This is a genomic window from Lacimonas salitolerans (assembly GCF_042677865.1).
Lineage (GTDB): Bacteria > Pseudomonadota > Alphaproteobacteria > Rhodobacterales > Rhodobacteraceae > Lutimaribacter > Lutimaribacter salitolerans.
Map to the genome: position 1 here is coordinate 99121 of NZ_JBHUDD010000043.1, position 24253 is coordinate 123373.

22 protein-coding genes and 1 pseudogene are annotated in these 24253 nt (G+C 65.8%); 5 read left to right on the forward strand and 18 right to left on the reverse strand.

Translation table 11 applies throughout. The features are described from left to right. Positions 1 to 157: 157 nt before the first annotated feature. Entirely contained in the window at positions 158 to 1669 is a 1512-nt protein-coding gene (gene gatB, locus ACFTOW_RS06640; RefSeq protein ID WP_379914277.1) for an Asp-tRNA(Asn)/Glu-tRNA(Gln) amidotransferase subunit GatB, read from the reverse strand. A gap of 80 nt (positions 1670 to 1749) precedes the next feature. Beyond that, on the reverse strand, positions 1750 to 3009 hold the full coding sequence (locus tag ACFTOW_RS06645) for a hypothetical protein (protein WP_379914278.1): 1260 nt from the start codon (positions 3007 to 3009) through the stop codon (positions 1750 to 1752). Between the two features lie 146 nt (positions 3010 to 3155). On the opposite strand from ACFTOW_RS06645, the gene ACFTOW_RS06650 reads away from it, so the two are divergent. Beyond that, entirely contained in the window at positions 3156 to 3809 is a 654-nt protein-coding gene (locus ACFTOW_RS06650; RefSeq protein ID WP_379914279.1) for a transglycosylase SLT domain-containing protein, read from the forward strand. Here the strand turns inward: ACFTOW_RS06650 and ACFTOW_RS06655 are convergent. The 10 genes from ACFTOW_RS06655 to ACFTOW_RS06700 all read right to left on the reverse strand — a co-directional run bounded on the left by ACFTOW_RS06655 (position 3761) and on the right by ACFTOW_RS06700 (position 13460). Further along, the gene (locus tag ACFTOW_RS06655; RefSeq protein ID WP_379914280.1) at positions 3761 to 4045 is read right to left on the reverse strand and encodes a DUF6525 family protein; all 285 of its coding nucleotides are present in this window, start codon (positions 4043 to 4045) and stop codon (positions 3761 to 3763) included. The genes ACFTOW_RS06650 and ACFTOW_RS06655 overlap by 49 nt on opposite strands. Beyond that, complete coding sequence (locus ACFTOW_RS06660) at positions 4042 to 4677, reverse strand: DUF1826 domain-containing protein (RefSeq protein ID WP_379914281.1); 636 nt, start codon at positions 4675 to 4677, stop codon at positions 4042 to 4044. The genes ACFTOW_RS06655 and ACFTOW_RS06660 overlap by 4 nt, the downstream gene beginning before the upstream one ends. Next, the gene (locus ACFTOW_RS06665; RefSeq protein ID WP_379914282.1) at positions 4674 to 5885 is read right to left on the reverse strand and encodes a GTP-binding protein; all 1212 of its coding nucleotides are present in this window, start codon (positions 5883 to 5885) and stop codon (positions 4674 to 4676) included. Before ACFTOW_RS06665 ends, ACFTOW_RS06660 begins: the two co-directional genes overlap by 4 nt. 120 nt (positions 5886 to 6005) lie before the next feature. After that, positions 6006 to 7427, reverse strand: a complete 1422-nt coding sequence (locus ACFTOW_RS06670; RefSeq protein ID WP_379914283.1) for a Do family serine endopeptidase — start codon at positions 7425 to 7427, stop codon at positions 6006 to 6008. 209 nt (positions 7428 to 7636) lie between these two features. Continuing rightward, positions 7637 to 7834 (reverse strand): DUF2065 domain-containing protein, encoded by a 198-nt coding sequence (locus ACFTOW_RS06675; protein WP_379914284.1) that lies wholly within the window; start codon positions 7832 to 7834, stop codon positions 7637 to 7639. After that, a complete protein-coding gene (gene hflC, locus ACFTOW_RS06680) occupies positions 7831 to 8871 on the reverse strand; it encodes a protease modulator HflC (protein WP_379914285.1) in 1041 nt (346 codons plus the stop codon). The genes ACFTOW_RS06675 and hflC overlap by 4 nt, the downstream gene beginning before the upstream one ends. Next, positions 8871 to 10019 (reverse strand): FtsH protease activity modulator HflK, encoded by a 1149-nt coding sequence (gene hflK / locus ACFTOW_RS06685; RefSeq protein WP_379914286.1) that lies wholly within the window; start codon positions 10017 to 10019, stop codon positions 8871 to 8873. Before hflK ends, hflC begins: the two co-directional genes overlap by 1 nt. Before the next feature lie 68 nt (positions 10020 to 10087). Then, the gene (gor, locus tag ACFTOW_RS06690; RefSeq protein WP_379914287.1) at positions 10088 to 11443 is read right to left on the reverse strand and encodes a glutathione-disulfide reductase; all 1356 of its coding nucleotides are present in this window, start codon (positions 11441 to 11443) and stop codon (positions 10088 to 10090) included. Between the two features lie 139 nt (positions 11444 to 11582). Continuing rightward, the gene (rpiA, locus tag ACFTOW_RS06695; protein WP_379914288.1) at positions 11583 to 12368 is read right to left on the reverse strand and encodes a ribose-5-phosphate isomerase RpiA; all 786 of its coding nucleotides are present in this window, start codon (positions 12366 to 12368) and stop codon (positions 11583 to 11585) included. Between the two features lie 81 nt (positions 12369 to 12449). Then, on the reverse strand, positions 12450 to 13460 hold the full coding sequence (locus ACFTOW_RS06700) for a Hint domain-containing protein (protein WP_379914289.1): 1011 nt from the start codon (positions 13458 to 13460) through the stop codon (positions 12450 to 12452). Positions 13461 to 13655: 195 nt separating this feature from the next. On the opposite strand from ACFTOW_RS06700, the gene ACFTOW_RS06705 reads away from it, so the two are divergent. After that, the gene (locus ACFTOW_RS06705; RefSeq protein ID WP_379914290.1) at positions 13656 to 15029 is read left to right on the forward strand and encodes an L-serine ammonia-lyase; all 1374 of its coding nucleotides are present in this window, start codon (positions 13656 to 13658) and stop codon (positions 15027 to 15029) included. An 8-nt stretch (positions 15030 to 15037) separates the two neighbouring features. Here ACFTOW_RS06705 and ACFTOW_RS06710 read toward each other — a convergent pair whose 3' ends face one another. Both ACFTOW_RS06710 and ACFTOW_RS06715 read right to left on the reverse strand, forming a co-directional pair. Beyond that, complete coding sequence (locus ACFTOW_RS06710) at positions 15038 to 15961, reverse strand: HNH endonuclease (RefSeq protein WP_379914291.1); 924 nt, start codon at positions 15959 to 15961, stop codon at positions 15038 to 15040. 172 nt (positions 15962 to 16133) lie between these two features. Continuing rightward, complete coding sequence (locus ACFTOW_RS06715) at positions 16134 to 16721, reverse strand: riboflavin synthase (RefSeq protein ID WP_379914292.1); 588 nt, start codon at positions 16719 to 16721, stop codon at positions 16134 to 16136. A gap of 139 nt (positions 16722 to 16860) precedes the next feature. Here ACFTOW_RS06715 and ACFTOW_RS06720 point away from each other — a divergent pair, with 139 nt between their 5' ends. The 3 genes and pseudogenes from ACFTOW_RS06720 (at position 16861) to ACFTOW_RS06730 (ending at position 21488) form a co-directional block, all read left to right on the forward strand. Then, positions 16861 to 18153, forward strand: coding sequence for a capsule biosynthesis protein (locus tag ACFTOW_RS06720; protein ID WP_379914293.1), 1293 nt, complete (start codon positions 16861 to 16863; stop codon positions 18151 to 18153). 156 nt (positions 18154 to 18309) lie between these two features. Continuing rightward, positions 18310 to 19445: pseudogene (locus ACFTOW_RS06725) on the forward strand (polysaccharide biosynthesis/export family protein). Between the two features lie 18 nt (positions 19446 to 19463). Further along, positions 19464 to 21488 (forward strand): capsular polysaccharide biosynthesis protein, encoded by a 2025-nt coding sequence (locus ACFTOW_RS06730; protein ID WP_379914294.1) that lies wholly within the window; start codon positions 19464 to 19466, stop codon positions 21486 to 21488. A 25-nt stretch (positions 21489 to 21513) separates the two neighbouring features. On the opposite strand, the gene ribD is transcribed toward ACFTOW_RS06730, so the two are convergent. From ribD to ACFTOW_RS06750, 4 genes are all read right to left on the reverse strand, one after another. Further along, positions 21514 to 22638 carry a bifunctional diaminohydroxyphosphoribosylaminopyrimidine deaminase/5-amino-6-(5-phosphoribosylamino)uracil reductase RibD gene (ribD, locus tag ACFTOW_RS06735; protein WP_379914299.1) on the reverse strand — a complete coding sequence of 375 codons (1125 nt, stop codon included), beginning with the start codon at positions 22636 to 22638 and terminating at the stop codon, positions 21514 to 21516. A 23-nt stretch (positions 22639 to 22661) separates the two neighbouring features. Then, positions 22662 to 23129 (reverse strand): transcriptional regulator NrdR, encoded by a 468-nt coding sequence (nrdR, locus tag ACFTOW_RS06740; protein WP_024811753.1) that lies wholly within the window; start codon positions 23127 to 23129, stop codon positions 22662 to 22664. Between the two features lie 179 nt (positions 23130 to 23308). Further along, a complete protein-coding gene (locus ACFTOW_RS06745) occupies positions 23309 to 23719 on the reverse strand; it encodes a secondary thiamine-phosphate synthase enzyme YjbQ (protein ID WP_379914295.1) in 411 nt (136 codons plus the stop codon). 36 nt (positions 23720 to 23755) lie between these two features. Beyond that, positions 23756 to 24163 (reverse strand): hypothetical protein, encoded by a 408-nt coding sequence (locus ACFTOW_RS06750; protein WP_379914296.1) that lies wholly within the window; start codon positions 24161 to 24163, stop codon positions 23756 to 23758. Positions 24164 to 24253 lie beyond the last annotated feature (90 nt).

Consider the following 24253-nt stretch of genomic DNA (forward strand, 5'->3'; position numbering starts at 1 on the left):
CCGATCCGCTTGCGCATGGCCTGCGCATGCGAGGTGCATGACGTGCATCGCCCTTTTTCAGGTCGGCACCGTAGGGTGGGTGCCAACCCACCCCTGCATGACCCGTTCATCGCCATTGTGCAGGTCGGCGCCGTAGGGTGGGTGCCAACCCACCACCCTAAAGCCCCAGCTTCGCGCTCACGATCTGGTTGACGGCCGCGGGGTTGGCCTTGCCGCCGGTGGCCTTCATCACCTGTCCCACGAACCAGCCCGCCAGCTTGGGATTCTGCTTGGCCTTTTCGACCTGGGCGGGGTTTGCGGCGATGATCTCGTCCACGGCCGCCTCGATCGCGCCCATGTCGGTCACCTGCTTAAGGCCGCGCTCTTCAACGATTTTTTCGGGATCGCCACCTTCGGTATAGACGATCTCGAACAGGTCCTTGGCGATCTTGCCGCTGATGTCGCCCTTGGCAATCAGGTCGAGGATCCCGCCCAGCTGCGCCGGAGTGACCGGGCTTTGGCTGATCTCGGCATCGTCCTTCTTCAGCCGCCCGAACAGTTCGTTGATGACCCAGTTGGCCGCCATCTTGCCATCGCGCCCATCGGCCACGGCCTCGAAGTAATCTGCGTTCGCCACCTCGGCGGTCAGCACGCTGGCGTCATATTCCGACAGGCCCATGTCCTTGACAAAGCGGGATTTTTTCGCGTCCGGCAGCTCCGGCAGGCTGGCCATGATGTCGTCGACCCAAGCCTGTTCGATCTCCAGCGGCAGCAGGTCGGGGTCGGGGAAATAGCGGTAGTCATGCGCCTCTTCCTTGGACCGCATCGACCGCGTTTCATTCCTGTCGGGATCATACAGGCGGGTTTCCTGCACCACCGCGCCTCCGCCTTCGACAATCGCGATCTGGCGGCGCGCCTCGTATTCGATGGCAGCCTGCATGAACCGCATCGAGTTCATGTTCTTGATCTCGCACCGCGTGCCGAGATGCGAAAAATCCTGCGTTTCCTGATACTTCTCGTATTGTCCGGGGCGGCAGACCGAGACGTTCACATCGGCGCGCAGGTTGCCGTTCTGCATGTTGCCATCGCAGGTGCCCAGATACCGCAGGATCTGGCGCAGCTTGGTGACATAGGCGGCGGCCTCTTCGGGGCCGCGGATGTCGGGGCGGCTGACGATCTCCATCAGCGCCACGCCCGTGCGGTTCAGGTCGACGAAGGACATGGTCGGGTCCATGTCGTGGATCGACTTGCCCGCATCCTGTTCCAGGTGGATGCGTTCCACCCGCACCAGCCGCGCGACACCGGGGCCCATGTCGACCAGGATTTCACCCTCGCCCACGATCGGATGATACAGCTGGGAAATCTGATAGCCCTGCGGCAGGTCGGGATAGAAATAGTTCTTGCGGTCAAAGGCCGACCACAGGTTGATCTGCGCGTTCAAGCCCAGCCCGGTGCGCACGGCCTGCGCCACGCAGAATTCGTTGATCACGGGCAGCATGCCGGGCATCGCCGCATCCACAAAGGCGACGTTGGAATTGGGTTCCGCGCCGAACAGGGTCGAGGCACCGGAAAACAGTTTCGAGGCACTGGCCACCTGCGCGTGCACCTCCATCCCGATGACCAGTTCCCAATCGTGCTTGGCCCCGGCGATCACCTTGGGTTTCGGCGTCTCATAAGTCAGGTCGAGCATCGGTGGCGCCCCTTGTGCTGGCTGGATCGCAGCGGTTCTAGGACAGGGCCGCGACAGGGGCAAGGGGGCACCGGGCACGGTCAGCCCTCGGCACGTTCCAGATGCGGGCCGGTGCTGTCCCAGACCACGCGCATGCCGCGGCGCAGGTCGCGGTCGAAATGCCGCGCGATCCGCGCCAGCGCAAAGTCCCTCCCCAGCCGCGCCATGTCCTCGCGCGTACCGCTGGCCTGGCCGGGGCGCGCGGCGATCCCCCAGACCAGCGGGTGCACCTCGGTCAGGTGGTCGCGCAGGATCCAGTCTAGCGCGCTGCGCACCTGCCGCACCGCAGGCGCGATCGGGGCGGCATCATAGCGCGGCTGGGCCAGCGTGACGGCGCAGAACGCCGCCCACAGGTTGGCCACATGCTCATCGGGGCGGCGTGTCAGGATATCGCGCATCCCGTCCACGAAGAACGGCACATCCAGCCGCAGGAACGCGCCGGGATCGACCGTCAGCGCATCCAGATGCACCCATGTATAGGCCCCCGCCCCCCAGATATCGCCTGTGCGCGCCGCGCTGCGCCGCGCCTCAAGCTCCAGTTGGTCATAGTCGCCGAACCAGCGCGGCAGCAGATGGTTGCCAAGCCCGCGCATGTGGCGCGGGTTGCCGGGGTCGAGGTCGATCAGATCCTCGTAGTCATCGGCCACCCGCGATTGCGGTTCGGGGCTGGCAGGCAGCAGGGCGCAGCGCGCGGCGGCCAGCGCGGGGCTGTCCAGACCAAAGGCGTCAAATCTGTCCAGAATCTCGCCTGCACGGTCGAAATGCCGTTGAAAAGCCTGCCGGTGCCGGTCGGGTACCTCGGTGCGCCAGCCCTGCCCGCGCCAGGCCCAGCCGATGTCGATATGAGCATGGGCCACCACCAGGGCGACGCCGTAATCGTCGGCATGCTCCGCCAGCACGCCCTCAAGCGCGCTCAGCCCGGCGCGCGGGGCATGGGCGGCCATCAGGCCGGGATCGGCAAGCGCGGCTTCGATCGGGCGCACCACATCGGCGCGCGCGCCATAGGCCAGCAAATCGGCAAGAGCACTGCCACCCGGCGTGGCGCGGCGGGCGCTGTCATGGCGGCGGATCTCGGCACCCAGGTCCTGCCACCGCTCCTGCCGTGCCAGGAACTGCCCGCGTTTGCGCAGGCGCAGGCCCTGCGCCTCTTCCTCGGTCTGTTCGACCACCGGGATCGACACCGCCCCGACATAGCGCTGCGCCATCGCCGCATCCGTGGCGCGACGCCAGCGTGGCACCTGTCGCAAGAGGCGCAGGCCAAGACCCAGACGGGTCAGAGGATATGTGAGGGAACGTGTCATGGCAGTCCGCTTTGGCATGCCAGCCAGCAAGCCCGCACTTTCAGGCCGAAACGTGGCGCAGGAGCGGAGTTTGCACGGAATCATCCAGCCGAATTGCGGCACGCAGGTCATTGCGCGCCGATGCAGTTTGGGCGCATGGTCAAACCATGTTGATACGCGTGATCCTGTTCGTGCTGATACTGCCCGGTCTGGCCATGGCCCAGACCGCCGACCAGCGAGGCGCCGAGGCACTGCCGCGCCCGCCCGCGCGCGACAGCGACCTGCCCCGCACAAGGTGGGAACACCGGCAGGGTCACGCCCTGTGGACCCGCTCGGCGCTGTCGGCGCTGGGGGGCCATGGCGCGGCGCTGGTCAGCGTGGTGCCGCGCGACATCGACGACTGGTGCCCGGCCTATCGGCAGGCTGACGACAAACGGCGCGCGCAGTTCTGGGTCGGGTTTCTGTCGGCGCTGGCCCGGCACGAAAGCACCTGGCGCGCCGATGCCGTGGGCGGCGGCGGGCGCTGGTTTGGCCTGTTGCAGATCCTGCCCGCCACCGCGCGCGGCTACGGCTGCCGGGCGCGCAGCGGCGAGGCGCTGAAACACGGGCCGTCGAATTTGAGCTGCGCCTTGCGGATCATGGCCGTGACGGTGCCGCGCGACCGCGCGATCGCGCTGCGGGACACGCGCTGGCGCGGGGTGGCCGCCGACTGGGGGCCGCTGCGGTCACAGGCCAAGCGCGAGGATATGGCGCGCTGGCTGCGCGGGCAGTCCTATTGCAAGCCGCTGTCGTCGACCCGGCCAAAGCTGCGCCCGTTCTGAGCATCGCGCGCCAGCATCTGCGCCTCGATCCGCGACAGGCGCTCCAGCGCACGTGCCGCATCGCCTGCGCGTTCCAGTTCCCGCAGATAGATGCGCCGGGCCGAGCGCAGGCTCCACGGCAGCACCGCCTGCGCCAGCCACCGCCGCAGCGGCCCGGGCAGGCGGTCGAACTCGTGCATCACGGGTCGTGCCCGGCCCCGGCGGCGCAGCGGTGTCTGGCCAAGGTTGCCGGTCATGGCTGGTCGTCCGGATCGTCCACCGGGTCCAGCACCAGAACCAGCCGCACCTGCCCCGTACCCGCAATGGGCGGCGAGCGATGCACAAAGCCTGTATCGGGCTGCGGCGGCCACAGCCGTCCGCGCATCACCATGGCCGACCCCGTGGGCAGGTCGTGGATTTGCGCCGGGTCATTGCCCTGCCGGGCCAGCCCGTATTGCGTGCCGGGGCCGCGATAGGTGCAGATCAGCCGCGCGCGCAGCATGTCGACGTGGAACTTGCGGCACGCATCTGTCCCGACCACATCCAGCCGCAACTGCAAGACCTGCGCCCCCATGGTGGTGGCAAAGATGTCCGACAGCGCTACGATGTCCTCGATCAGGCGCTGGCGATGCGGCCCGGGCGGCGTGCCCACCTGTTCGCACAGCGCGGTCAGCATGTCGGGCACCGCATGGGGCCGCAGGATCACCCGTCCGCGCGGCAACTGATCACTCGGCAGATCATCCAGCCAGCGCTGGAACGCAGGCAGGGGCGCGCGCGTCCAGATCGCCGCCGCCGCATCGGCGCGGCGGATCAGGGACAGCCCCTCGGGCGTGTCCGTGACCGCCAGACCGGGCAACATCGGGGTCCGGGCAACCTCGGCGACGCTCATGCCGCCGCCCTGCGCCAGAGCGGAAACGGATCGGGCAGGTCGGCCCATGCCGGGTTCAGCCCGCCACCTTCGGTGCCCAGCAGGCAAGCATCCAGCGCGGCGGTGATCGCTGCCCTGTCCAGCCCCGCACCGATGAACACCAGTTCCTGCCGCCGGTCGCCCCACGGCTCGGCCCAGTGACGGGTGACATAGTCATGCGCATGTGGCGCGTCGGGCCAGCGGTCACGCGGGACAGCCGCCCACCACGTGCCCAGCGGCCCGACCGAGGACAGCGCACCCGCGAGACTGAATTCCGCCACCCAGTCGGGGCGCGTGGCGACCCAGAAATGCCCCTTGGCGCGGATCACCCCGGGCAGCGGACCGTTCAGCACCTTGTGCAGCCGGGCCGGATCAAACGGACGCCGCGCGCGGTAGGTGAAATGGCTGACGCCGTATTCCTCGGTCTCGGGCACGTGATCGGCAAAGCCATACAGCTCTTTGGCCCACATCGGATGATCATGCGCGCGGTCGAAATCAAACAGCCCGGTGCCCAGCACGTCATGCGGATCAACGCGGGCGAAATCGGTCTCGATCAGCCGCGCATCGGGGTTCAGGGCGCGCACGATCTTGCGCGCCGCATCCAGCCGGTCGGGGCCTGCCGTGCCCGCCTTGTTCAGCACGATCACATCGGCAAATTCGATCTGGTCGGTCAGCAGATGCACCAGCGTGCGGTCGTCGCCCTCGCCCAGCGACTCGCCGCGATCGGTCAGGAAATCGTGGCTGGCGTAATCATTCAGCAGGTTGGCGGCATCGACCACCGTTACCATCGTGTCCAGCCGCGCCACATCCGACAGGCTTTGCCCGGCCTCGTCGCGGAATTCAAAGGTCGTGGCGACCGGCAACGGCTCGGATATGCCGCTGGATTCGATCAGCAGATAGTCGAACCGCCCCGCCTCGGCCAGCGCGCGCACCTCTTGCAGCAGATCGTCGCGCAGGGTGCAGCAGATGCAGCCGTTGGACATCTCGACGAGCGTTTCCTCGGACTGGCTGAGGCTGGTGCCCTCGCGCAGCAGATCGGCGTCGATGTTCACCTCTGCCATGTCGTTGACGATCACGGCCACCCGCAGCCCGGCGCGGTTGTTCAGGATATCGGTCAGGAGGGTTGTCTTGCCCGCCCCCAGAAAACCGGACAGGACAGTGACAGGCAGGCGGGTATCTTGGACGGTCATGACGGTCTCCTCTGGCATTGAATGTAATGTTATTACATTACACCATGCAGACACCGCAAGAGCGCAAATGAAAAAGGGCGCCCGGCTGGGGCGCCCTTTCGCAAGGTCATGATCGGCGGGTCATTCGTCCAGCGACAGCGCCACAAAGCGCGGATCGCCCGCGCGCCGCACCAGCAGTAGCACGGATTTGCGCCCGGCCTCACGCGCGGCCTCGACCTGGTCTTCCAGATCGCTGACGCTGGCCAGCTTTTGCTGCCCGGCCTCGGTGATCACGTCACCCGCGCGAAGACCCTTTTCAAAGGCTTCCGAGGTTTCATCGACTTCCATCACCACAAGCCCGGTGATGCGGCTGTCCAGGTCCATGTCATCGCGCAGGCTGTCGGTGACAGGGGACAGGGTCAGGCCCATCATGTCGGTCATCGCGGGCTCTTCGGGCTCGGACGGCTGTGCGGCGGGCACGGCGCCTTCGGCTTCTTCGCGGCGGCCCAGGGTCACGCGCAGGGTTTCGGTCTTGCCATTGCGCAGCACGACCACGCGAACGGCCTTGCCGACGGCGGTGTTGCCGACGGTGCGCACCAGGCTGCGCGTATCGCCAACCTCGAACCCGTCAAAGCTGAGGATGACATCCCCCTGCACCATGCCGGCATCCTTCGCAGGACCATCGGGCACATCCGTGACCATCGCGCCACGGGCCGTATCCAGACCGTCGATCGCATCGACCATGTCCGGCGTCACGTCCTGAATGCGCACGCCAAGCCACCCGCGACGGGTTTCGCCGTATTCCTTCAACTGATCGACGACGTTCGTGACGACATTGGCCGACATGGCAAAGCCGATCCCGATCGAGCCGCCGGTGGGCGACAGGATCGCGGTGTTCACGCCGATCACCTCGCCATCCAGATTGAACAGCGGCCCGCCCGAGTTGCCCCGGTTGATCGCCGCATCGGTCTGGATGTAATCGTCATAGGACCCGCGCAACGCACGGTTGTTGGCCGACACGATCCCGGCAGAAACCGAGAATCCCTGCCCCAGCGGGTTGCCCATGGCCACGACCCAATCGCCGACGCGCATCGCGTTGCTGTCGCCGAAGCTGACATATTTCAGCGGCTGATCCGCCTCGACCTTCAGCAGGGCAATGTCGGTGTTCGGGTCGGTGCCGATCACCTTGGCCACCAGCTCGTCCGCCGGCTGACCGGCACCGGGGTAGAACTCGATCAGGATTTCATCGGCACTTTCGATCACGTGGTTGTTCGTCACGATGAACCCGTCCTCGGAGATCACGAAACCCGAGCCAAGGGCCGAACTGCGCCGGGGTCTGTCGCCTTCGCCCTGACGGTCGCGGAATTCACGAAAGAATTCCTCGAAAGGGCTGCCTTCGGGCACGATCGGGTTGGGGCCACCGGGCCGCGCCACGGTGGTCGATGTGGTGATGTTCACCACCGCCGGGCTGATCTTTTCGGCCAGGTCGGCAAAGCTTTCGGGCATGCGCGCCTGCGCGGCAATCGCCTGCGCCAGCATGAAAAGCACTGCCAGCAGGGCCATCCACATGATGCGAAGGGCCGGGTGAAAAGTCGGGGCGGGGTTGGTTCTGGTAAGGGTCTGGGCTCTGCTGGTCACGCCAGTTTCTCCTCTGGGTTACCTGTTTTCACTGGAGTCACCATCAACATAGGATGCCTGCCTTGCAATACAAAGGGCCATGTCAGCACGTCAAAGCCGCGTGACAGGCCGTGACAGCCCCGTGATGCGCGCGTTCAGGCGCCCAATGTCTTGGCAACCCAGACAAACACCACACCCAGCGCCATCGCCACAAGACCGACGTTGCGCCGGACGGATTCGGGCAGGCTGCGCAGCATCTCGAGCATCTGCTCGACAAGAGAAGGGGCCAGCGCATAGGCCAGCCCCTCCACGATCAGAACCAGCCCGAGAGCCAGAAATGCGGTTTCGATCATTGCGTTTCTTCGTCCGGGGTCGCGCGCTGCTCGATTTCCTCGTTGCTGCGCTCGAGTTGCTCCCGCGCTTCGGGCGGCAGGTCCTCGGAGATCTCGCTTTGCGGTGCCAGTTCGCGCAGCTCCTCGGCGGTCAGCGTGCCCTCGGTCTCGGCCAGCAACCCGTCGGCGCGCACCGCGTCGAACATAGACGACACGAAATCACTGCCCGGCGTCAGAACCACGGTCGAGGTATCGCTGTTCAAGCTGCGTTCGAACGCGGCCATCGAGCGGTAGAACCGAAAGAACTCGGGGTTCCCGCCATAGGCCTGTGCAAAGATGCTGTTACGTTCGGCATCAGCTTCACCGCGACGGATTTCCGCCTCACGCTCGGCTTGGGACACGGTTTCAACCACGGTCCGGTCTGCGGCGGCGCGTACGCGCTGTGCCGCCTCGTTACCGCGGGCGATCTCGTCGGCGGCCTCGCGTTCACGCTCGGCGCGCATCCGGGCAAAGGTTGCCTCGAGATTCTGCTGCGGCAGGTTGGTCTGTTTCAGGCGCACATCGACCACCTCAAGCCCCAGACCCTCGGCGCTGCTGCGGGCCTGCGCACGGATGCGCACCGCCAGTTCGCGTCGCTGGTCCGACAGGATGGTGTTGGACGTCACCTGATCCGAACCCAGAACCTCACGAATCTGGGCATTCAGGATCGACGACAGACGGTCCTCGGCGGCACGGGTGCCGCCGATGCCGACGGCCTGCCGAAACTGCACCACGTCGCGGATACGGTAGCGGGCAAAGGCATCGACCACAAGACGGCGATCATCCGACGGTGTCACCTCGATCGTGTCGGTATCGAGCGACAGGATGCGCGCGTCATAGCGGACAACCTCTTGGATCAGCGGAATCTTGAAACCCAGTCCGGGTTCCTCGCGCACCTGCTTGATCTGACCGAATTGCAGTACCAGAACCTTTTCACGCTCGTCCACGATGAACAGCGATGAAAACGCGATGACAGCCAGCGCTACGATCGCCGGGATAAGAAAAGCGGTTTTCCGCATCAGTTCGACCCTCCCGAGTTGCCACGGCGCAGTTCGTTGAGCGGAAGATAGGGCAGCACGCCATTGCCACCCGCGCCCATGTTGTCGTCCAGCAGGATCTTGTCGACATTGCCAAGCGTCCGCTCGACGGTCTCCAGGTACAGGCGGCGCTGCGTCACTTCGGGCGCGGCGTTGAATTCCTGCGCCACCGCGACAAAGCGGCTGGCCTCACCGATGGCCTCGTTCACGACCCGTGCGCGATACCCTTCGGATTCTTCAAGGATCTGAGCCCCCTGGCCGCGCGCCTCGGCGAGCACCCGGTTGGCATAGGCGTCGGCCTGACGCTGCAGGCGGTCGCGTTCCTGTTCGGCGGCCTGCACCTCGCGGAAGGCATCGATCACCGCCGGCGGCGGGTCGGCCTTGTCAAGGTTCACACGGACGATGTTGATACCGCTGTCGTATTCGTCCAGCGTCGTCTGGATATTCGCCAGCGCGGTATCCGCGATCAGCCCGCGATCCCGGTTCAGGATCGGAGACAGGTTGCTGGCCGCGATGATCTCGCGCATCACCGATTCCGACACCGCCTGAACGGTCAGTTGCGGATCGCGGATGTTGAACAGCACCTTTGCCGGGTCAGAGATGTTCCAGACCACCTGAAACTCGATATCCACGATATTGGCATCGGTGGTCAGCATCAGGCCGTCGTTGGTGCCGCCCCGGCGCACGCCGATGTTCTCGGTCCGCTCGGATGTGACGTTCACGACGTCGTAGGTAACAAGCGGCCATGGCGCAAAGTTCAGACCGGGATTCCCGGTTGCCGAATAAGCCCCGAGGAACAGTTCGACGGATTGTTCTTCAGGTTTCACGGTATAAAAGCTGGAGAAAGCCCAGAGGCCCAGCACCAGCGCGCCGCCGATGATCCACGTGCCCCTGCCAAACTGCGGGCCGCCCGGATCGCCGCCCGATCCTCCGGTGCCGCCGTTTCCGCGGCCCCCCATAAGAACGCGAAGCTGCTCGCGTCCCTTGTTCATTAACTCGTCGATTTCCGGGATCTGGGGGCCGTTATCCTCGGGGCGGCGACCGCCACCCCCGTTTTGTCCGCGGCGACCGTCATCATCGCCCCCCCTGTTTCCGCCGCCGCCCCATGGGCCGCCAGAATGTCCAGCCATCTACCTGCTTTCCCTTTCGTGGTCGTGTTTCTTTGTCTGCGTAATACCTGTGCGGTACGGGCAAAAATTCAAGCCGTCCTGACCGGCTCTCGCATGGTTACCAGTTCCTCGGCCATGGTGGGATGCACGGCGCATGTCGCGTCGAACTGCTCCTTCGTGGCCCCCATCTTGACCGCGATGCCGACCATCTGGATCATTTCGCCCGCGCCGGGCGCGACGATATGACAGCCCAGAACCCGGCGGGTGTCGGCACAGACGATCAGCTTCATCAAAACCCGCTGCGCCCGCCCCGCAAAGGCCTCGCGCATGGGTTTGAAAGAGGTGCAGTAGACCTCGATCGGGCCGTTTTCCCTTGCCTCTTCCTCGCTTAGGCCAACCGTGCCCATCTCGGGCTGGGTAAAGATCGCGGTCGGCACAAGCGCGTGATCGACCGGCGTCGGGTTGCCGCGGAACACCGTCTCGACAAAGGCCATGCCCTCGCGGATGGCCACCGGCGTCAGGTTCAGCCGGTCGGTCACATCGCCCACGGCATAGACAGATGGCACGCTGGTCTGGCTGTACTCATCCACCTCGACCGCGCCGTTGCGGCCCAGTGTCACGCCGACCTCTTCCAGCCCCATATCGGCGGTATTCGGGCGGCGCCCGGTGGCGAACATGACCTGATCGAACCGCTCCTCGGAGCCATTGGTGGCCTTGACGCGAATCCCGTCGCCATCCTTCGACATCTCGATGATATCGGTGCCCAGGTGCAGATTGACACCGTTCTGCTGCATCTCCTCCGAGATCAGGCCCCGCGCCTCTTCGTCGAAGCCGCGCAGGATCTGCGCGCCGCGATAGAACTGCGTCACCTCGACCCCCAGCCCGTTCAGGATGCAGGCGAACTCGCAGGCGATATAGCCACCGCCCACGATCAGGATTCGCTCGGGCAGCTTGTCGAGGTGAAATATCTCGTTCGAGGTGATGCCAAGCTCGGCGCCCTTGACCTCTGGCAGGACGGGCCAGCCCCCCACCGCCAGCAGGATGTGGCGCGCGCTGAGGCGGGTGCCATCCGACAGCTCGACCGTATGCGGATCGGCCAGTTTCGCCCGCGCATCAAAGGTCTGCACGTCGTTGTTTCCAAGGATCTTGCGATACACGCCTTCCAGCCGGTCCAGTTCGGCATGCAGCCGGGTCTTGAACCGCTCCCAGCTGAAGTCACCCAGTTTCGTGTCCCAGCCATAGGCGCGCGCATCCTCGACCGCGCCGGGATATTCGCTGGCAAACACCATCAGCTTCTTGGGCACGCAGCCGCGCTGCACGCAGGTGCCGCCGTAACGATCGACCTCGGCCAACGCGACCTTCGCCCCGGTCTGCGCCGCGACACGGGCCGCGCGCACCCCGCCCGAACCGCCGCCAATCACGAAAAGATCATAGTCGAAATCCACGAAATCACCCCTGTGCCGTTGTTGCCGCATGGTATTTCATACCGGGGCGCGGAAAGCCATAGCCGTAGGGTGGGTGCCAACCCACCTTTCACTGTCTCGGGGCGGACGAATGGTGGGTTGGCACCCACCCTACGCGACCTCAATCAAGGTCGGCGAACAGGTTCTCGCTTTCGATGAAATCCAGCCGGTCCGTCTCGACCGTGCCTTCGTTGATGTCGCGGGTTTCCACCCGGCCATCGCCATAGCCCACGATCACGATATCGCAGATGTCGATGAACAGCCCGTTCTCCACGACACCCGGCACCTGGTTCAGCACCATCGCCAGTTGCCGCGCGTTGCCGATGCGGTTGAGGTGCAGATCAAGGATATGGTTGCCCTCATCTGTCACGAAAGGTGAGTCGCCATTCATCCGCAGCGTCACGCTGCGGCCCAGCACATCCATCGAGATCAGCATGTCCTCAACCAGTGCCTTGGACGTCTGCCAGCCGAACGGGATCACCTCGATCGGCAGCGGAAAGGCCCCGAGGCTCTCGACCTCCTTGCCCACGTCGGCGATCACGATCATCTGGTCGCTGGCGGTCGCCACGATCTTTTCCTGCAACAGCGCCCCGCCGCCGCCCTTGATCAGGTTCAGGTCGGCATCGAACTCGTCCGCCCCGTCGATGGTCAGGTCCAGCCAGCGGGCCTCGTCGAGGCTGATCACCTCGATCCCGACCTCGCGCGCCAGCGCGGCGGTGCGGGTCGATGTCGGCACGCCACGGATTTTCAGCCCGTCCTCGCGCACCATCTCGCCCAGGCAGCGCACCATCCAGGCCGCCGTGCTGCCCGTTCCCAATCCCACGCGCATTCCGTCCTCGACGAAATCCACAGCACGTTTGGCGGCGACGAACTTGGCCTTGTCGATGGGCGACAAATCTCCGGTCATGGGGCGACTCCTTTGCAGCTTTGGCGCCTTATACGGGCTGATCTGCCGCCTTGGTAGGGGCAATGCGCCCTCGCGCGTCCGCTACATCACACCGCCTGCACGGTGTGCTGACCACATCAGCTGGCGCCGCACCTTCCCCGGACGCAGTGTTGGCCGCGCCGCAGCCCAGCATCGCTGCCCCAGCGTCGGGAACAGCGACGAAACCTTTTGCCTGTCGGTTCTGGGCAGGGATTTCAGCGCCTGCGGCCCGGGCAGAAAACTCTCGACCGGCGCGCCCTCTGCCAGAAGCAGCTGGTGCGCGTCAAACAGCAGGTGCAGATACGCCACCTGACGGTAAGGCGCAAAGCATACTCCCGGCAGCCCCACCAGGGCCTTGACCGGCACCAGCACATCCGCACCCAGCCCCAGAGCACGCGGCGCAATCACCCGGTGCTGGGGCGACAACAACAGATCGCGCGCATTGCCCAGAACGCCGCGCGAAACCGCGACCGGCATCGCCGCACCGACACCACGCGCCACCTGCCCCCCGATCCAGACCAGCGGCTGCGGCCCGTTGTCCACGGTACAGACCCGATCCCCGGGGCGCAGCGCCTGCACCGCCACGGGCCCGCGCGGCGTTGCGATTTCGACACCGGGCGTGAAGCACACCACCAGATCGGTATATAAAACCTTGGGATCGTTGCTGCCTCCGTCGATGATCTGATAGGTGACGTTTTCCGACAGCCGCTGGCTGGTGGTTATCCCCTGCACCTGCGTTCCGAACTCAAGCACATAGATGGTGATAAAGGTGGCCGGATCTGTCGAACCGAAGGGGCGGATCAGGTAACTGTACTCAATCTCGATACTCTGGCCCACAGTGTAGCCATTGCCGTTGAAGGTTGCCGGCACGGTCAGCTCCTGTGCCCCGTCGCCATCCTCAAGCTCGGGATCATCGTCGGTCATCGTGATCCGCGTCCACTCGACCCCCGGTGCCAATCGCAAAGTGGTCTGGTTGAACGCATCTGTCTCGCGCCGCGAGTTCGAGTCAAAAGGGTCCGGTCCCGACACGATCAGGTCGGATATTCCCAGCGCCAGAAAGCTGCGGTCTGCCATGCCTTTTCCCTTCAGGCTCGACCCTAGACCGGCAATCGTGAACAAATCGACAACGACTGACTGCGCCCTGCGTCGTCCTGCATACTCTGCGGCCGCCCGGCACACCCTTGGTCCGGGTAGGCGATCACCGTTTCCGGTTTGCAACCAGGCGGCCCCTGCCCCATCCTGACGCGACCGCACCGCAAGAGGACCGCCATGTTCCTGTCCGTATTCGAGATGTTCAAGATCGGGATCGGCCCGTCCTCGTCGCACACGATGGGGCCGATGGTGGCGGCCGGCCGGTTTCTGGATACCCTGCGCGCCGCCCCCTTCACCGCCCACGGGCTGCGCGCCTCGCTGCATGGCAGTCTGGCGTTCACCGGCGTGGGCCATGCCACCGACCGCGCCACGATCCTTGGCCTGGCAGGCTTTGCCCCCCACAGCTATGACCCCGACCTGGCCGAGGCCACGCTGGCCGATATCCACGAACGCCACGTGATCGACGCACCGGACCTGCCGCCGCTGCGCTTTGACCCCGGCAGCGATCTGCTTTTCGACTACGGCCCGCCGCTGCCCGGCCATGCCAATGGCATGGTCGTGATGGCCACCGATGCGCAGGGCGACGTGATCCTGCGCGAAACCTACTATTCCGTCGGGGGCGGCTTCGTGCTGACCGCGGATGAGCTTGCGGCGGGCAAGGCCACGCAGGACGGCCCGGCGGTGCCCTACCCGTTCAAATCCGCCGCCGAGATGCTGGAAATGGCCGCCCGGTCTGGCCTGTCCATCGCCGCCATGAAACGCGCCAATGAAATCAGCCGCAACGGCAGCACCGGTCTGGACAGCGGCATCGCCCGGATCTGGCAGGTGATGAACGGCTGCATCGATCGCGGTCTGGAAGGTCAGGGCATCCTGCCCGGCGGCCTTAACGTCCGCCGCCGCGCCCGCGCCATTCATGACCAATTGCTCGAAGAACGCGGGCGCAACCTGACCGCGCCGCATGTGATCAACGACTGGATCAGCACCTATGCGATGGCCGTGAACGAAGAAAACGCCGCCGGCGGTCAGGTCGTCACCGCCCCCACGAACGGGGCGGCGGGTGTGATGCCGGCAGTGATGCGCTACTGGCTGGACCATGTGCCGGGGGCCAGCGCCGCGCGCGTGCCCGAATTCCTGCTGACCGCCGCCGCCATCGGCGGGCTGGTGAAATACAACGCCTCGATCTCTGGCGCCGAGGCCGGCTGTCAGGCCGAGGTGGGCAGCGCCGCCGCCATGGCCGCCGCCGGGCTCTGCGCGGTTCTGGGCGGCACGCCCGAGCAAATCGAGAACGCCGCCGAAATCGCGCTGGAACATCACCTTGGCATGACCTGCGACCCGGTCAGGGGGCTGGTGCAGGTGCCCTGCATCGAGCGCAACGGTCTGGGCGCAATCAAGGCTGTCAGCGCCGCCTCGCTGGCCCTGCGCGGCGACGGGCAGCATTTTGTCCCGCTCGATGCCGCGATCGAGACGATGCGCCAGACCGGCGCGGACATGCACGAGAAGTACAAGGAAACCGCCCTTGGCGGGCTGGCCGTCAACGTGCCCAACTGCTGAAGCCCACCCTACCCCCAAGGCAGATCGCTACCGTCGATCCCCTGACCGAACACGTTTTCCCGGTGCCATCTCAGGTTGTTCGGATGCGGCGCATCGCGAGGATCGCTTGGCAACAGCAGCCTGCAGCCCGGTCGGATCAACCGATTCGCGACCTCGTCGGGCACCTTGTTGCGCGACACCAAGATGGTTTCGCAATCCTCCGCGACCGAGATCAAACCCCGGTCGAACATCCAGTGCAGCGTGCCCGACAAAGCCAGGCCGTTGCGCACCGCGTCACTGCCGCCGTGCAAGACCGGGCGAATATGCGCAGCCTGCACCTCGGGCCGCCCACCACCATTGCGCAAGCGCAATCCCGACATGGCACAGCGATACCCATAGGCCGCGCGCACCCTTCGTCGAAAAGCCACATCGCGATAGGGCCGCCGCATCAGCCGCTCGACCACCGGTCGCTCGAACGCCGCGGCTGGCTCATCCACCTCCGATCGGGCAGGATCATAGCGGCGCGCCTCGATCTCCTCCAAATCCTCCGGCAATCCCACGTTCACGATCGCCGCGAACTCGTCCTCGGGCAGACGCCGCACCGCCGATTGCACCACCCCGCCTCTTTTTGGTGTTCCATCCGGTTCGGACAGCGCCCGCTCCATCGGGCGGCCATGCGCCAAGCGCGGCACATCGACATCAAAGGGCAGGAAGCTGCCCGGCTCAATCAGCGCAAGGTATCGTCCGGGCACACCCGGCTTCTCGATCACCCGCGATATCCGCGCCACCGCGAAATAGCCCCGATGACCGGCCTTGACCGGCTCGTAATAGATCACCCAATCGCCCATCGCCTCTTCCACGGCCCGAAGATAGGCGCGTGGGAAATCATAGACGGCATCCGGCTCATCATCATAGGGCGATCCGGGCTTGTGCAGCAAAACCAGCTTCGTCATGCGCCGATCAGACAGGGTTCTACCGAAAACACAAGATCATCTTCATCTTGCCGAACAAACTCCGGGGGAGTCGCCCCTCGGGGCGACGGGGGCAGCGCCCCCCAACCCCGAGGCCCGGAACGGGCCGAGATACTCGGCGTCGCGCCAGCGACACCGCCGGATTAGGACAGTCTCAGGAAAACTCGGCCAGCCGTGCCACGTAGCGCGCCAGGGTATCGATCTCCAGGTTGATGCGGTCGCCCAACGCCACGTCGCCCCAGGTCGTCGCCTCCTTGGTGTGCGGGATGAAGTTGATCCCGAAATCGCAGCCATCGACCTCGTTCACGGTCAGCGATGTGCCGTTCAGCGCGACCGATCCCTTGGGCGCGATGAATCGCGCCAGCGCGACGGGCGCACGCAATGTCACGCGGGTGCTGTCGCCCTCGTCGCGCACCCCCACGACCTCGGCCACGCCGTCCACATGGCCCGACACGATGTGGCCGCCCAACTCGTCGCCGACCTTGAGCGCGCGTTCCAGGTTGATCCGCGTGCCCTCGGTCCAGCCGTTGATGTTGGTTTTCGACACGCTTTCGGCGCTGATGTCCACGTCGAACCATCCCGCGCCCTTTTCCACCACGGTCAGGCAGACCCCGTCGCAGGCGATGGAGGCGCCCAGATCGACCCGCGCCATGTCATACCCCGTGTCGATGCGCACGCGCAGATCACCGCGCCGCTGCAACTGTGCCACCCGTCCGATATCGGTGATGATGCCCGTGAACATGCCCCGGCTCCCTGTGCTTGTGCTGTTCCTGACCTAGCGGGGCCTGCCGCCCAAGGCAAGCGGGCGCATTTTTTGCCTTATTCTTGCCCGAAGCGCGCGCTAAGACGACGCATGTTCCGACCCAAATCAATGGCATGACATGACAGCAACCGCGCCGGACACCAGGGTTTTTCTGTTCCTCCAAGGGCCGCACGGGCCGTTTTTCCACCGGTTGGGGCGGATGCTGCGTCTGACCGGCGCGCAGGTCTGGCGCGTGGGGTTCAACGCCGGGGATCGCGCCTTCTGGTTCGATCCGGCCAGCTACATCCCATACGGCGACCGGGCCGAGGACTGGCCCGACCGCTTCGCGCAGATCGTGGCCGAAAAAAACGTCACCGATATCGTGCTTTACGGCGACACGCGACAGATCCACGCCGATGCCGTCACCCGCGCCCGCGCGCTGAACCTGACCGTGCATGTGTTCGAGGAAGGATACCTGCGCCCCTACTGGGTCACCTACGAACGCGGCGGCGCGAACGGTCATTCGCGGCTGATGCACACCACGGTGCCGCAGATGCGCAAGGCGTTGGCCCAGTCCGACATGGACACGCCGGTGCCGCCCGCGCATTGGGGCGACATGCGCCAGCACATATTCTATGGCGCGTTGTATCACTGGTTCGTCATGTTCCGGAACGGCGCCTACAACAACTTCCAGCCGCATCGCGACCTGCCGGTGACCAAGGAATTCCAGCTCTATCTGCGCCGGTTGCTGCTGATGCCCGCCCATAACATCGAACGCCGCATCGCCACGCGCCGCATCCGCAATGGCGGCTTCCCCTATCATCTGGCGCTGCTGCAGCTTGAACACGACAGCAGTTTCCAGATGCATTCGCCGTTTTCCACGATGACCGAGTTTCTGGATCTGGTGATCCAGGGCTTCGCCGAAGGCGCGCCCGGTCACCATCACCTTGTGATAAAGGCCCATCCCCTGGAAAACGGGCGCGTGCCCGTGCGCACCGAGATCCGGCGGCTGGCCGAACAGGCCGGCGTGGCAGCCCGCGTGCATTACGTGCGCGGCGGCAAGCTGGCCGAACTGCTCAACGATGCGCGCTCGGCCGTCACGGTGAATTCCACCGCCGCCCAGCAGGTGCTGTGGCGCGGCATCCCGCTCAAGGTGTTTGGCGATGCGGTCTATGCCAAGCCCGATTTCGTCTCGGCCCAGCCGCTGGCGCAGTTCTTTGCGCAACCTGCGCGCCCGGATCGCAAGGCGTACAAGGATTACCGCCGTTACCTGCTGGAAACCAGCCAGGTGCCGGGCGGGTTCTATTCCGCGCGCGGGCGGCGGCAGTTGCTGCGTCAGGTGGTCGACATGATGCTGTCGGGCGAAGACCCCTATGACGCGCTGAAATCCGGCACCGCCGCCCCGCGCCAGCAATTGCGCGTCGTCACCTGAAGCCTGACCCGCCGGGCCCATGCGCGGCACAGGCGCAACACTGCATCCAGCCCCCGCACAGCCCTTTGCGCGAAAGGCTGGATTTTTCCCGTAAGCCCGGCTAGGTTGAGGAAAAAATACCGAGGCAGAACAAAAACAGGTCGAGGAGACCGAGCAGTGAAACCCCAAACATCCCGATGGGCGAAGTCCGTCGCATTGGCTGTTGCCGTGTCAGTTGTCGCCTCTTGCGCAGCCCTGCCGCGCGTCGGCCCCAACAAACGTGAAATCTTTGCCGGATCGGTCCTGCGCGAAGGCGACGCCTTTATCGTATCGGTCAATGACCGCGTCACCCGCGCCACATCGGTGGTCCCCGCCCTGGGCTTTACCGAGAAGTCAAGTCGGCGGGCGTGATCGGGTCTGACACGATCAGCCCCGGCGACACGCTGGGCCTGACGATCTGGGAAAATGTCGATGACGGCCTGCTTGCGGGCCAAGGCGTCAACGCCACCGTGCTCGAAGAGGTGCAGGTGGACGGCAGCGGCTTCATTTTCGTGCCTTACGCCGGTCGCGTCCGCGCCGCGGGCAACAGCCCCGAGGCGCTGCGCCGCATCATCACAGAACGGCTGCAGGATCAGACACCCGAACCCCAGGTCGAGGTGCGCCGCCTTGCAGGCGACGGCGCAACCGTGTCCATCGTCGGTGCGGTGGGCGGTCAGGGTGTCTATCCGATCGAACGTCCGACACGCACGCTGGCCGCGATGCTGGCACAGGCCGGTGGCGTCGCAATCGAGCCCGAGATCGCACAGATCACCGTGATCCGGGGCGATCAACGATCGAAGGTCTGGTTCCAGGACCTGTACAAACACCCCCGGTTCGATATCGCTCTGCGCGCCGGTGACCGTATTCTTGTCGAGGAGGACACCCGTGCCTTTACCGCGCTCGGGGCCACCGGCAGCCAGTCGCGGGTGCCGTTCGAATCCCAGACCCTAAGCGCGATCGAGGCGATTGCCCAGGTCGGTGGCCTGCTGGCCAATGCGGCCGATCCCACCGGCGTGTTCGTGCTGCGCAACGAACCGGCGGAAATCGCCAACTCGGTGCTGGGCCGCGACGACCTGCAAGGCGCGCAGCGCATGGTCTACGTGCTGGACCTGACCCAGCCCAACGGCATGTTCATGGCGCGCGATTTCTCGATCCGCGACGACGACACGCTGTATGTGACCGAAGCGCCGTTCAACCAGTGGAACAAGGGCATTTCCGCTCTGACCGGGTCGCTCAACACGGTGAACACCCTCAGCAGCGCCGCGGGCGACTGATCCGCGATGCCGGACCACATGAACGCCGGACAGGCCGCCGGGGCACCCCCCCGGCGGCTTTTCCATTTCAACGCCGGTTTTCTGACCCAGAAACGTGTGCGCCGCATCCTGCAACTGGCGGGCTACCAGCCGACACTGGGCAAGCCGGGGCCGGATGACCTCGTGGGTGTCTGGGGCCATTCGCCCTATGCCGCGCGGGGCGAGGCCGTCGCCCGTTCCACAGGCGCCGCCTTGGTGCGGATCGAGGATGCGTTTCTGCGCAGCCTGCATCCGGGCCGCTCGGGCGAGCCGCCCCTCGGGCTGGTGATCGACCATTCCGGCATGCATTTCGACCCCCGGCAGCCCTCGGATCTGGAACGGCTGCTGCTGGATGATCCGCTGGACGACGCCGCCCTGCTGACCCGCGCGCGGGGCTGCATCGCGCGGATGGCCGAGGCGCATCTGAGCAAATATGCCGCCACCGACCCGGACGCATCGCTGCCCGATCCCGGTTACGTGCTGGTGGTGGACCAGACCCGCGACGATGCCTCGGTCAGCCAAGGGATGGCCGATGCCAACAGCTTTCGCGAGATGCTGTTCTGTGCCCGCGATGAAAACCCCGGTGCGCGCATCGTGATCAAGACCCATCCCGAAACCGCCGCAGGGCATCGCGCGGGCTATTTCGGGCAGGTCGATCTGGACGACCGCACCAGCCTGCTGGCCGACCCGGTCAGCCCCTGGGCGCTGATGGAGGGGGCGATCGGCGTCTACACCGTCTCCTCGCAGATGGGATTCGAGGCGATCCTTGCAGGCCACCGCCCGCGCGTCTTTGGCAGGCCGTTCTACGCCGGCTGGGGTCTGACCGACGACCTGCACGAAATCCCCCGCCGCACCCGCCGCCTGACCCGCGCGCAGCTTTTTGTCGGCGCGATGATGCTCTATCCGGTCTGGTACGATCCCTTCCACGACCGGCTCTGCAAGCTGGAGGAGGTGATCGACACGATCGAGGCGCAGGCGCTGGCATGGCGGCAGGATCGCCACGGCTGGGTCGCCAGCGGCATGCGACTTTGGAAACGCAGCGCGATACAGGGGTTTTTCGGCGCGGCCAAGGGCGTGCGCTTTGCCGACGATCCGGCCCGCGCGCAATCGCTGGCCAAACGCAGAGGCGCGCGCCGCATGGTCTGGGCCAGCACCGCCACCCCAAATGACACGGCCACCCGCATCGAGGACGGTTTCCTGCGTTCACGCGGCCTTGGCGCGCAACTGGTGCCGCCGCTGTCGCTGGTCTGCGACGATCTGGGCATCTACTATGATCCCACGCGCGAAAGCCGTCTGGAACGGCTGATCGCTGCCCGCACGCCGCTGCGCCCCGATCAGGAGGCGCGCGCGCAGGCGCTGATACGCCTCATCACTGACGCCGGGTTGAGCAAGTATAATCTGGGCAGGCAGGGTACCGATCTGCCGAGCGGTCGGCTGATCCTTGTTCCGGGACAGGTCGAGGATGACGCCTCGATCCGCTTCGGCACCGATACCGTTCGCACCAACCGCGCGCTGTTGCAGGCCGCGCGCGCGGCCAATCCCGATGCGGTGATCCTGTACAAGCCCCACCCCGATGTCGAGGCCGGGTTGCGCCGTGGCAACATCGCCCCCGTCGATCTTGTGGGGCTCGCCGATCGCGTGCTGGACCAGACCGATCCGGCGACGATCCTGCCCCATGTGGACGAGGTCTGGACGATGACGTCGCTGCTGGGCTTCGAGGCGCTGTTGCGCGGAGTGCGCGTCGTCACCCTTGGCGCGCCGTTCTATGCGGGATGGGGCCTCACGCACCACCTTGGCCCCGAACTGCCACGCCGCAGCGCGCGACCCGATCTGCTGGCACTGGTGCATGCGACCCTGATCGATTATCCGCGCTACCGCGATCCGGTCACCGGCCTGCCCTGCCCGGTCGAGGTGGTGGCACACCGACTGACCAGCGGCACCCTGCCCGACCCTTCGGTCCGCCTGCGGCTGTTGTCAAAACTTCAGGGTCTGCTGGCCAGTCAGGCGCATCTCTGGCGGCGTTGAGTTCTGAGAGGCAGGGCATGGTCCTTTATCCTGCAGGGCTTCCCTGACCGACCGCCGCTTCTGCAACGGGCGAACCGCCCTGGCGTCGATGCCAGCGATGCAGCACATCGCCCCCCAGATCGCGCGTTTCGACAAGATCGAAGCGAGGGGCCTCGGCCAACCGGCCCAGACCCAGCACGCCCACTGCGGGATGACCTTCGGCCCCGATCACCAGACCGGCGGAAAACCCCACCAGCTCGTCCACCAGCCCGGCCCCCAGAAGCGATGCCGCCAGCGCACCGCCGCCTTCGCAGAATACCCGCGTCAGCCCGGCAACGGCCAGCGCGCGCAGAACCGACCCCGGATCCAATTGCCCGCCCGTCACCGCGCACTGCACCCGTCTTGCGCCGATCCCGTCCCAAGCCTGCGCCAGCGGGCCATCCGCGTCGGGGCCGTGACACAGCCACAAGGGGACCGTGCGCGCGGTGCGCGCCAGTTGCGACGACAGCGGAAGATCCAGCCTGCGCGACACCACCACGCGCACCGGCTGGCGCACATTGCCCATGCCGCGCACGGTCAGCATGGGGTCATCGGCGCGCGCCGTGCCGGCCCCCACCATGACCGCATCGTGGCGCATCCGCATGGCATGCACCTCGCGCCGGGCTGCAGGCCCGGTGATCCACTGGCTTTCGCCGGTGGCCGTCGCGATCCGCCCGTCAAAACTGCTGGCCAGCTTCAGAGTGACCCAGGGCCGCCCCTGCGCGCGTGTCAGGCGAAACCCGGCCAGATCCTGCACGACCCGGTCGGCCAGCACGCCGGTCACAACCTCGATCCCGGCACGGCGCAGCATCGCCAACCCACGCCCTGCCACGCGCGGGTCCGTATCCTCGACCCCAACGACAATCCGCGCCACGCCCGCATCGATCAGCGCCTCGGCGCAGGGCGGGGTCTGACCGTGATGGGCACAGGGTTCCAGCGTGACATAGACGGTCGACCCATGCGCCGCTGAACCAGCCTGCGCCAGCGCCTGCGGCTCGGCATGGGGCCGCCCGCCCGGGGCGGTCCAGCCGCGCCCGACGATCCGTCCCTCGCGGACCACCACACAGCCCACCGCCGGATTGGGCCAGGCATTGCCCTGCGCGCGCCGCCCCAGCGACAGGGCCAGCGCCATGAACCGCGCGTCGTGTGCTGCGCTCACGTCTCGGGGGCCACGTCGGGCCGCAGCTCGCTCACGAATTTGTCGAAATCATCCGCCGCCTGAAAGTTCTTGTAGACACTGGCAAAGCGCACATAGGCCACCGTGTCGATCCGCGCGAGGGTTTCCATGACGATCTCGCCGATCACCTTCGAGGGGATGTCGGTCTCGCCCATGCTTTCCAGCCGGCGCACGATGCCGCTGATCATCTGGTCGATCCGCTCGGGGTCGACGGGGCGCTTCTGCATCGAGATGCGGATCGAGCGTTCCAGCTTGTCACGGTCGAAATCCTCACGCCGGCCGCTGGTCTTTATCACCACCAGATCGCGCAGCTGCACGCGTTCGTACGTGGTGAACCGCCCGCCGCAGGCCGGGCAAAACCGCCGTCGCCGGATCGAGACGTGATCCTCGGCAGGGCGTGAATCCTTGACCTGCGTATCTATGTTTCCGCAAAACGGGCAGCGCATTGCCGTTCCCCTTATCTTCTGTCTCTGCCTCGGTCCTGTGGGTGTGCCCCCACTTATCCACAGCCACTATAGGACAGCGCCCAAGTTTTGGGTAGGGGGGAAATGCAACCGCAACACATAGGTCGTGGTGGCAGATGCAAGGCGTCCGAGAGGGCGCAGCGTGCGCGCAAAATCGCGGTTCAGCCCTGCGAAAGATGCGCCGCGACCTGCCGGATGTGCGGCGCTTTCCGGTGTTCGAACAGATAGATCCCCTGCCAAGTGCCCAGTCGCATCCTCCCGTCCTGAACCGGGATTTGCAGGCTGACGGGCAGCAACGCAGCCTTGATATGGGCGGGCATGTCATCGGGCCCTTCCTGCGTGTGCGTCAGATAGGCCATCGATGGGTGATCCGAGGGCGGCACCAACCGCTGGAAATATGCCATCAGATCCGTCTGCACCCCGGGATCGGCGTTCCCCTGGATCAGCAGACTGGCCGAGGTGTGACGGATCATCAGGGTCAGCAGACCGGTTCCCGTGACCCACGCCGCCACATCGCGGGTGAACTCGTACAGCCCCGCACCTCGGGTCACGATCTCAAAGGTCGTCTGCATGTCTCGCAGACTGCACGCACCGGGCGGGGCTGGCAATCACCACAACCACTCGGGCAGGTCATCGTCGCAGAAACTGCGCGCCATGCCGATGGACAGGTTGAACCCCGGTTCGTCGACCGACAGCGAATAGTTCCTGTTCTGGCCCGGCCTGCGACCCGACCCGTCGTCAACGGTGAACGACACCGCCCGCGCGCCCGGTGCGGTCTGGCTGGGGCCGTAAGCGCGTTGCACCGATACGCGCGCGGCGACCGGCGCGCCGACGACCGCCTGCGCATAATGCGATGCAGCACAGAAGTAATCCGCCGGACCAGACCCGGCACGGCCGATCACCTCGAACGTAGTACCGCCCGATAGTGCGTTCACCCGGTGGTGGTTCTCGGCGACAAAGGCCCCGGCGGGGCTGGCGACGGCAATGGTCAGCGCGACTGCGAAATGGCGAAACATGCGTTATTACTACAGTTGCGCATTATGGCGAGTCTTTCGATGTGCGATGGCGGCAGCGACTTGATGCTCGCGTCGCCACCGCGACCAGTT